We start from the raw sequence: 10,393 nt of genomic DNA, 5'->3' as shown, positions 1-10,393 counted from the left end.
AAAGAACATTTTTCCTTAAAAATTAGTACATAAGTTCTGGTGGAAGATATGAGGTCAACCAATTTTTAAGCGTTGAGCATTAATTCTTTAACTCATTACTCAAATAATTACTCATTACTTCAAGACTCATTACTCATTACTCAAATAATGGTTCTACAGACTAAATTATGCTAAAAACAAGGTTTAAATGGATATAAGTGAGACAGGGCAAGTAATTCAGCTCAAGACATCTATCAAAAACTTAAATTCTTGCCCTGTCTCAGTTTTTGAAGATTCAGCATAGTTCACTCGGTAGAACCATAATTTTCAACTTGAATAAGGAGGCATACTAAATACGCAAGACCCAAGTTTTCCATCTACTGAAATTAGGTAATTGATTTGGTTCTACCAATTAACGTCGATTTCTCAACATAAAGAAGTGGGAACTAGCGGGTTATCACATGGATCAAACCCTGGTTCTGGTCTTGGAGGATTAGGAGGGTTTGGAAGAGTGATTACTGGTGGAATAGGGTGTTGTTGTTGTTGTAGCATCATTGCTCCTTCATGTAAACATACTTGATATTCGTAGTAGTTGCGAGAATACTGCTGACAAATGTTTATGACTGTTTGTGGATCTAGATTAGGATTGGCATTGACAGGTTTACTGACAGAAAAAATTGACCCAATGGCGAGTGTACTAAGAAGAATTGTTGTTTTTTTCATTTTCTTTTCTCATTGTATAATTGTAGTATGTACTAAAGTAAATTGAAGAATAAACATTTGGTTTCTCTTGTTCCCCAATTTATTCAGTTTCCATATATCAATATCTTTCACTATTCAAGACTGACTTTGTAGGGAAAAATCAAGTTGAATTTCAATTCAGCGACCATTACTTTAGTGATAGTCTATAATCAGCAATGTTTATAAAAATATTCTGTAGAAGCGATTTGCGTGGACTAGGGGAATATTTAACTCAATACAGAGGTAGATTATGAACGATTTGAATTTGTTAAGATTATTTAACCAGAATTATTCTTTATTATATTATTTACGTTTTTGGGCATTTTTTTATAGAAGAAAAGCATCAGAAAAAGAAGTAACAAATTTTCAAGAAAAACCTGAAGAAAAGGCTGAAGCAAGAGAAATAACTAACAATGAACATATTGCTTGGTTATTTGGATATAAAGACAATAGTACAATCTCTAAACAACTTATTGAACCAATTAAAACAGGTAGAGATTTTAAATGTTACGCTTACTTGTGTAATTCGGGAAATATTGATTTTAAAAAATTTCAGAAAGTTGACAATGCGATAAATAAACTTTATCTAGCAATAGATAAAAGTAATCCAGAAACTAGAAGATTTCATAAAATAGAATATCATAATTTTTTAGTATATTCATTTTTTGAATTAGCTTATATTCACTACTATCATGCTCAAATTAATTTTTTTAAGGATATAAATGATCGTTCTAGTGAATTATTTCCTTCTTTTTTCTGTTCTCCTTATTTTTATCCTTTTGATTTTAATGAGGCTGACATTACCAAGTTAAAAGAGTACTGTTTTAATTCTGGAATCAGAAAATATCAACATTTATCAGTTAACGATTTTGTAAATGAATTAATAAAAGTTAAAGTCAAACAACATATACCTTTAACTAAGTTTGATGATGATTTATTATATTTAGGAGGAAGTATTAAAAAAGAATTAGAGGATAAAATAACTGAACCGAATCTAATTAAAAAATCTTTTTATTTTTTAGTCCATTTTTTAAAGGCACTTGCCGGGAGTAGTATTACTAAAGCTAGAGAAATAGACTTGACAGACACCTTTGATCATAATTTTTTTCAAGTTTTAAAGGATACCTGTGAGAGTATTTCTATTCTTAAAGTAATAATATTATCTAGTAAAAATTCACTCTATAGTCTAGAACAAACTAAATTAGAATATTTGGAGCAGATAGAGTCAATATCTTCCCTTATTAACAGTCAACCAATTAATAACCAAATCACTGGAAAAAGAAAAGAAACAACTATGAGAAAAGAAACTACAGCTAATCAAAAGAAAAAATTCTATTGTCTAATAGAAAAAGAAACTGAACTTAAGATTATAGACATTACTGATGATAACAACCAAGAAATATTTATCAAATTACAATCGATACAAAATAAATCTTCAACCCAAATTGAAAATTTATTTATTATTGAGGTAAGAGAAAATATAGTGATTTATTCATTAGTAAATAATGATCAATCCAGAGGCCAGGAAATTTTAGATAAAATTCAACAATTTTTTGATACTATTGGCTGTGATAAAGGAGAAGAAAATATTCGTCAATATGATTCTGATAAATTAGATATTTATCTAAAAGAAAGGAACACAAAAAAGGTTAACTTTATTGTAAAACTAGCTACAAGAAATAAAAATATTCAAAGCTTAGAAAATAATTTATCAGAAATTATAAATATTAAAAAAGAGCTCCAAAACCGAGGAAATGCTGGTATTGCATTTTATAATGCCGTGGTAGAAGATAATACTATTACTCTATACTTGGAAAGTTATCCGATAGTGTTTTCTCGCCTTAAATCTTTAGAAAAACGTGCTGATACTGAGATTATCCCTAATTTTGAGTTGATTAGCGTAGAAGAAATTTGCAACCATTTTTCTCTACAAACAGATAAAAAACCAACTGAAATTATACCTAATGTTGATGTGACTGATGTAGAAGAAATTAGTATCCCTTTTCCTCTATCACCAAGAAAACTTACTAAAATTGGTAATTTTTTACAAGATATTTTTGAAAATGGTTGGTCTAATTTAGAAGAATTTTTACAAGTAAATGAACTACAATTTTACCTGGGAAGATCTAAGTCCCCACAAAATGTACAAGGACTCAAGAAAATTGATTTTGTATTGCCCTTAACTAGAGAAAGTGTAGTTTTAGTAATCGAGCTAAATCAAGAAAAACCAGATGAACAACACGTTCTAGTTCAAGTCCAACCTTTATCAGAACAATCTAAATATAATGATAAATCAACTTCTTCGGAAGTACAGTACTTACCAGAAGGATTAAAGCTATTAGTGATACTTGAATCTGATTCAGCACAAGCGATCGCTAGAGAAGCAGATAATATTATTCAATTAGGCTTTGTCGAGAATTTTGGTAAGTCTTTCACCATAAAGCTAGAACTGGGGGAAATAGTTTATGAAGAAAAGTTTATTCTCTAATGGGGAATATCAGTTAAAACAAAATTTCAAAAAACTACAATATTGACAAGATAGGAAGTAATCTTATGAATGCTAAAGAACTATTAGCAAAATATCGAGCCGGAGAACGAAATTTTCAAAAAGTCAATTTAAGCGGTGAGTCTTTAGAAGGACAAGATTTATCAGGATCTGATTTTACCGAAGCAAATCTTCAAGGTACTAATTTTACTAATACCAACCTAGAAAAGACATTACTGACTGGGGCCAAATTAGGACTAAAGAAAAGCTCAGCTTTTAGTTTAGTAATTAGTTTATATGTAATTTCCGCCATTGCTTCTGTTGGTACAGCAGTTTTTGCATGGTTTTCTTATGGCTACTTCGTAGATGACGAAACAACCAAATTCGTTGGAGGGATTGGTTTTGTAATTATAGGTATAATTTGGCTAGTGGTTGCATTTAGTCGAAATCTTGTATCAGCTATGGTTTCAGGAATAATAGCTGGCGGAATTCTTGGAGGTTATGTTGGTAGTTTTGATGGAAGTGGAGTGTTCTTTGGTACTTTAATTGTCGCTATGTTGACTCTAGGCACTGAAACTTTTGCACTTCTAAATGTATTAGCTATTGTTAGTGCAATTGCTATTTTCGGAGAGAAGGGTGGAATTATACCTCTCATCGTGTCATTTATATTGGCAATTCCTGCGGCTTGGGCTACTTATGCCTTTTCAGGGAATGTTCTGGCCATAATTGGACCAGGGGCTTTTTTCGTAATATTAATAATTATGAGTACTCTCTCTTTATGGCGCACCCTCAAAGGCGATAAGCGAGATGCTTGGATTCGACCAATTATTATTTTTATTTCTTCAATTAAAGGAACTAGTTTTCATAGTGCTAATTTAACTGAGGCTGATTTAGCTAATACTAATTTGAGAGGTATTGACTTGCGCAAGGCGATATTAACTCGCACTTGTTGGCAACAGACAAAAAATGTAGATTTTGCCCGGTTAGATAACAGCCTTTTATTAGATTTGGCAGTTAGAAACCTGTTAATAACTGGTCAAGGAAATAATCAATCTTACGAAAACAAAGACTTATCTGGTGCCAACTTAAAAAACGCAAATTTAGAATCAGCTAATTTAGGAAATACTAATCTAAGAGATACAGATCTCAGCTTTGCTAATTTAGGAAATTCTAACTTAAAATTAGCCAATCTAAATAAGGCAAAATTAGAACATGCTAATTTAAATAATGCGAATTTAACTGGAGTGCAGGCTATTGAAACCGATTTTACCAATGGGAGTTTAACGGGAGCTTGTCTAGATTCTTGGAATATTAATTCCCAAACCATATTAGAAGGTATTGATTGTCAATGGATTTATCTTGCTGAGCAAGAAAGTCCGACTAATAAGCGCTATAGTGAGCGTCATCCGAGTCAAGGAAATTTTCCTCCTGGAGGCTTTGCCAAACTCTTTAGAGAAATTTTTGACACAGTTAAATTAATTACTTGGGCGGGAGTAGATTGGAAAGATTTTCTCAAAACTCCTAATCAAGAAGAAGTAGAGGCGATCGCCAATCTTGAGCAAACTCCTAGCAATTTAGTTCTTTTAAATTTTAACGGGGATTTTAACCAAGGCTTTCCTTATGTTATCGCACAAATTTGGACAAAGGACTACCGTTATCCTATCCAAATACCTGGAGGATTAAAACCTAAACAAGAGTTAATAAATTCTTATGAAAATTGGAAATCCAACTATGAAAGTCTTTTGGATTTATTCACCAATAAACCAATAAATCCAGGATCTTTTGACCAGAGACCGTCTAACATGTCTATAAGAGGAAAATTTGATCCAGCTATACCTACAAATGTATCATTTATTTCAGCAAAGGAAGAAGTTAAAAATTATGCAATACAGTTAAACCAATGGCTGGAAGAAGATGCTTTTAAAAATATTCGAGAAAATCTCCTTAACAAACTTGATCCTTCAGAGCAAGTTAAAGTTATTATTGTCTCTGAAAATGAGTGGGTTAGGAAGATTCCTTGGCATTTGTGGAGTTTTCTTAGATCTTATGAGATCTCTGAGGTTGCTTTAAGTTTACCTTTTTATGACAGACCAGAAAATATACCCTCTGGCAGATCTGACAAAAGAGTACTAATGATTTTAGGCGATAGTACAGGAATTAATATCCAAGCAGATCAAGAAATTTTGCAAAAATATTGGAAAAAGCCTGATAATATAACTATTGAATCGGAAATATCGGTTGAAAAACTTAATAATCTTCTTTTAGATCAAACAGGTTGGGATATTCTCTGCTTTTCTGGACATAGCTACACCCAAAATAACCAAAAAGGCAACCACTCACATACCCTAACTGGTCGTATTCGTATAAATCCTCAGCAAGAAATTGAAATTGATTCTCTCAAGCCATCCTTACAAAAAATGATCGCAAGAGGCTTAGAATTAGCAATTTTTAATTCTTGTGATGGTCTCGGAATTGCTAAACAACTACAGGATTTGCATATTCCACAAGTGGTTGTCATGAAAGAATCTATTCCAGACCAAGTAGCACAATATTTTTTTAAAAGCTTTATTATTGAATATGGAAAGAGCAACTCTTTATATCTTTCTGTTCGTAAAGCAAGAGAAAATATTGAAAGGGATAGCGGATTTGAAGAAAATTTACCCGGCATTAGTTGGCTTCCAATTATTTGCCAAAACCCTGCTGAGATCATTTGATTTTTATTTTTTAACTGTCCCTATCCCCGCTTAATTCTAGAATTAAGCGGGGAGAGAATGTCAAATGAATTCAGAATTACATAAGCCTCAAGGGGTGGGCTTGTCACCTTATTTTTGGGGTCAAACAGTTGTTAATTACTTTTTCTGGCGCTTATCGCGATCGCGACGACGGCGATCGCGCCATTCAACTGCTGTCAAGTAGAGTACACCTCCACTAACGGTTACTAGTAGCACTATAGCTATTAAAAAAAGTAAATTAAGAACAGAAACTGTTTCCATGATTTAGAAACCATTACGTGCCCATACAACCATAGTAATAGACCAAGTAAACAGAACTAGTAAACCAACCCAACCCAAAGTCAAAATATCCATATTTGCTCAATCATTGAATAACTACATAGACTATCATAATCTAATTAGCTGTACTGTTGTCTATTAATCTCCAAATCAAATAACATCTCTAGGGATTCTAAGCAAAGACGACGGGCTTCTAAATCTTGTTGTGCTCGTAACTGTACCATAGGTTCATGAAGAATCTTATTGACTATACCTCTAGTTAGGGCTTCAATCACTTCTTGATGTTTTTCCCCAAATTCTGCCCCAAGACGAGATAGAGCTTTTTGCAATTCTTGTTCTCGAATGCTTTCTATTTTACTGCGTAAGCTACTAATTGTGGGTACAGTTTCTAATGATTGGCACCATACTTTAAAAGCGTCAACTTCTTCTTCTAGTAATGCTTCTGCTTCCTGTGCCATTTGACGTCTTTGTTGATGATTTGCGGCTACTACTGCTTTGAGGTCATCTACATTATAGGATTCAACTTGCACAATTTCTTGAACATCTGCATCTACATTTCGAGGTACAGAAATATCTATAAGCATCAAAGACTGTTCTACCGTTAAGATACTGACTAATTGTTCCTTATTCACAATTGGTTGATTTGCTCCGGTGCTTGTAAAAACGATATCCGATTCAGCTATAGTGGTCAACATTTCTGATAAAAGACGAGTTTTTAGTTCAGCTTGAGGGAATTTTTCTTGTAATTCTTTAACTCGTTTTTGGGAGCGATTAACTATGGTAATATCGCTCACCCCTTTAGAGAGAAGATGCTGAACTAATAGGCGTGACATTTTCCCGGCGCCGATAATAGTTACTTTTGCGGCGCTTAAATTTCTAGCTTTATTATCTGCTAATTCTACCGCCGCCGAACTTATAGACACAGCTCCCGTACCTATATTAGTTTCACTGCGTACTCTTTTTCCTGCGGTTATAGCTTGTTTAAAGAGGCGGTCTAATAATTGTCCTATACCTTTGTATTTTTGTGATAGTTTATGAGCTGTTTTTACTTGAGCGAGTATTTGGCCTTCACCTAGTACTAAACTTTCTAATCCTGCGGCTACCCGCATTAGATGTCTTACGGCATCTTGATGTAGCAAAACAAACAAGTGTCTACGTAGTTCTTGAAAGGGAATTTGGCCTATTTCTGAGAGGAATTGGCTTATTTCTACTACTCCTTGTTTTGTTTCTTTGGTGATAGCATAGATTTCAAGCCGATTACAAGTACTAATGATACTTACTTCTTGAATGTGAGGATAGGTTTTCAGATGAGCGATCGCCTCTTCAATTTTTACTTCAGGAATACTCAATTTTTCCCTAATTTCTACGGATGCTGTTTTATGACTTAAACCCACAACGGCAATATTCATATATTCTCCCACTCTTTATTATTTCTGGTTGTTATTTGGGTCAATTATCAAAATGATTCTTAAAAAAAGATCTAACCTTTGCAATTTAGACCTTTTTGACATTCTAAAACAACTATTTGCATCATAAATTCATATTTTGTAATCTTTTTTTACCGCCGAAAGCAGCCTAGATTTTCAATCCCAAGAAAGAATCACCCAAGAAGGGGCGAATTCAATCGCCCTTCTATATTACTACAACTATCTTAGTTGTAAGCTTTTGGGTTGTTCAAACATGTGTACTGTATCAACGAAACGTGCGGTTTTAGACTGGCTAGAAATAACTAGGCTTTGAGTTCTAGCACCTCCGTGGAAAAAGCGTACTCCTTCCATGAGGGTACCTGGAGTAATTCCACAGGCTGCAAATAGGACTGTTTCACCGGAGGCTAATTCTTCAGCATTGTATACGCGATCTGGGTCTTGAATTCCCATTTCTTTGAGTCGTTCCAAGTTACCTTCTTTGCTTTCTCCAATTAAACCAGTTTTGACTATCGCTGGATCATAGATAAGTTGTCCTTGGAAGTGACCACCGAGGCAACGCATAGCTGCGGCACTGATTACGCCTTCTGGTGCTGCTCCTATGCCCATGAGAGCGTGAATATTAGTTCCTGCAAAGGCACAGGAGATAGCGGCGCTCACATCTCCATCAGTAATTAGTCTTACTCTTGCTCCTGCTTCGCGGATTTCTTGAATTAGTTCTTTGTGACGGGGACGATCCATCACTACTACTACTAATTCTTCTATAGAACGATCCATGCAGTCTGAGAGGATTTTTAAGTTATCTGTGGCACTTTTGTTGATATCTACATGATTTTTCGCCACTGCTGGGGCTGCTAGTTTTTTCATGTAGAAGTCAGGTGCTTGGAATAAACCACCTTTTTCTGAGATTGCTAGTACTGCCATTGAGCCGTTTTGTCCGTAGGCTACCAGGTTAGTTCCTTCACAAGGGTCTACTGCTATGTCTATTTCGATTAGTTCTTCTGGGTTACAATAGGCCCCTGCATTCTCTTGAGTACAAATACCTACTTCTTCTCCAATATATAACATAGGAGCATCATCTCTTTCTCCTTCTCCGATGACAATGCGGCCGCGCATGTGAATCTTATTGAGTCTGGCTCGCATCGCTTCTACTGCCACTAAGTCAGCAGTGTTTTTTTCTCCTTTTCCCATCCATTTAGATGAGGCGATCGCCGCTTGCTCTACAACTTCTATAATTTCTAAGCCGAGGGTACTTTCCACTTAATTTTCCTCCGTTTGCGAGTATTTTTATTATTGTTTTATCTACCTCTCCACTCAAAAGTCTATCAGAGTAGGGGATCCCCTTGAGCTATTGTCTTAGTTAAGTTTACATTAAGTTTTGTTAAGACTAATTTTCTTTGTGTGGTATCCAATCATTCTTCTAAGTTAATTATTGGTAAATGTACGGTAAAACAACTTCCTTTGCCTTCGGTGGATGTGACTGTTAAATCACCTCCATGAAGCTGAGCTAGTTTGCGAGACAATACTAATCCTAATCCAGTGCCCTTTTGTTGACGATTCAGATGATTAGGTATTTGAGAGAAGGGTTGAAATAGTTTTGTTTGATTTTCGAGACTAATTCCAATTCCGGTATCTATCACCTTAAAAGCTAATCCTGGATTACTATGAGTTACCTGCAACCTTACACTGCCTGTTTCTGTAAACTTAACTGCATTAGAAAGAAGATTAACTAGTATTTGTTTAAAGCGCATTTGGTCTACTACACAGAAACTAATGTCTTTTTCTATATCTAAACAAAGTGATATTTGTTTACGCTCTGCTTTTTCTTCTACTATTAACAATGAGGATTGACATATTTCTTCTACTAAAATTTTTTCTAAATATAATTCTTCTTTTTCTGCGTCTATTTTTGATAAGTCTAAGAAATCATTAATTAATTCTAATAGATGTTCTCCTGAAGCTATTATTGCTTGAATATATTGATTTTGCTTTTGATTAAGTGTTCCATATATTTGTTCATTTAGCATTCTTGCTAATCCTAAAATTGCACTTAGGGGAGCTCTCAGTTCATGATTCATGTGAGAGAGATATTCTAATTTTCTCTTGTTGGTTGTTTCTGTTTCTTGTTGGTTAGGTAGTGAATCTAACTTTTGTTTTATATTATTTTGATTTATGGCGATCGCACATTGATTCGCGATACTTTCTACTAATGTTAATTCCTTGTAATGATAATCTTTTTCTTGAGAATCGCTTATAGCTATCACTCCTAAATAATTTTCTTGAAATTTTATTGGATAAATTACCAAAGGGTTCCAATTTTGTTTCCAGCGATTTTCTATTGCCGCTAATTTTATTTGTTCTGGCTTCAAAAACACTAGAGGTTCCCCCTCTAATAGAGTATTTTCAAATTTTTCTGCTAGTATAGTGCATAATTCTACTTTTTTTTCTTTTTCTGGCGAAAAATCACCGTTTACATAAATATCTACTTTTTTTTCTTCTATATTCAAATGTAAAATAAAACAGTTATCTAGTTTCAATACATTAGTTACTGAGTTAACTATTTCCTGAAGTAAATCATCTAAATTTTCTGTATTAACTGTTGCTTTAATAATATTTATTAACAATTTTTGATAATTTTCATTGACATTTTCATTAACAATAGACAAATCTAATTCTGGTGAAAAGTCGTTTTCGCCAAATTTATAATTTTGACAGTATACATGAGAATTCCTATCTTTTTTCAACATTTTAAC

The 10,393-nt window shown here is 33.8% G+C and carries 8 protein-coding genes; 2 read left to right on the top strand and 6 right to left on the bottom strand.

All coding sequences use genetic code 11. The features are described from left to right. Positions 1-405: 405 nt before the first annotated feature. A complete protein-coding gene (locus MW688_RS03180; RefSeq protein WP_486734467.1) occupies positions 406-702 on the bottom strand; it encodes a hypothetical protein in 297 nt (98 codons plus the stop codon). Positions 703-970: 268 nt separating this feature from the next. Here MW688_RS03180 and MW688_RS03175 point away from each other — a divergent pair, with 268 nt between their 5' ends. Together MW688_RS03175 and MW688_RS03170 are read left to right on the top strand one after the other, a co-directional pair. Beyond that, positions 971-3,208 (top strand): DUF1822 family protein, encoded by a 2,238-nt coding sequence (locus tag MW688_RS03175; RefSeq protein WP_486734466.1) that lies wholly within the window; start codon positions 971-973, stop codon positions 3,206-3,208. Between the two features lie 65 nt (positions 3,209-3,273). Then, positions 3,274-5,919, top strand: a complete 2,646-nt coding sequence (locus MW688_RS03170; protein ID WP_486734465.1) for a pentapeptide repeat-containing protein — start codon at positions 3,274-3,276, stop codon at positions 5,917-5,919. Positions 5,920-6,054: 135 nt separating this feature from the next. On the opposite strand, the gene MW688_RS03165 is transcribed toward MW688_RS03170, so the two are convergent. The 5 genes from MW688_RS03165 to MW688_RS03145 form a co-directional block, all read right to left on the bottom strand. Continuing rightward, positions 6,055-6,198: a hypothetical protein gene (locus tag MW688_RS03165; RefSeq protein WP_486734464.1), complete on the bottom strand. Its 144-nt coding sequence runs from the start codon at positions 6,196-6,198 to the stop codon at positions 6,055-6,057. A gap of 3 nt (positions 6,199-6,201) precedes the next feature. After that, positions 6,202-6,291: a cytochrome b6-f complex subunit PetN gene (gene petN, locus MW688_RS03160; protein WP_486734463.1), complete on the bottom strand. Its 90-nt coding sequence runs from the start codon at positions 6,289-6,291 to the stop codon at positions 6,202-6,204. A gap of 44 nt (positions 6,292-6,335) precedes the next feature. Beyond that, complete coding sequence (locus tag MW688_RS03155; RefSeq protein WP_486734462.1) at positions 6,336-7,625, bottom strand: glutamyl-tRNA reductase; 1,290 nt, start codon at positions 7,623-7,625, stop codon at positions 6,336-6,338. Positions 7,626-7,862: 237 nt separating this feature from the next. Further along, positions 7,863-8,900, bottom strand: a complete 1,038-nt coding sequence (glpX, locus tag MW688_RS03150) for a class II fructose-bisphosphatase (RefSeq protein ID WP_486734461.1) — start codon at positions 8,898-8,900, stop codon at positions 7,863-7,865. Between the two features lie 152 nt (positions 8,901-9,052). Beyond that, entirely contained in the window at positions 9,053-10,387 is a 1,335-nt protein-coding gene (locus MW688_RS03145; protein WP_486734460.1) for a GAF domain-containing sensor histidine kinase, read from the bottom strand. Positions 10,388-10,393: the final 6 nt, after the last annotated feature.

It is taken from the genome of Johannesbaptistia floridana (genome assembly GCF_057440575.1).
The sequence above is the reverse complement of the archived record's forward strand: the minus strand, read 5'-3'. Positions and strand labels throughout refer to the sequence as shown.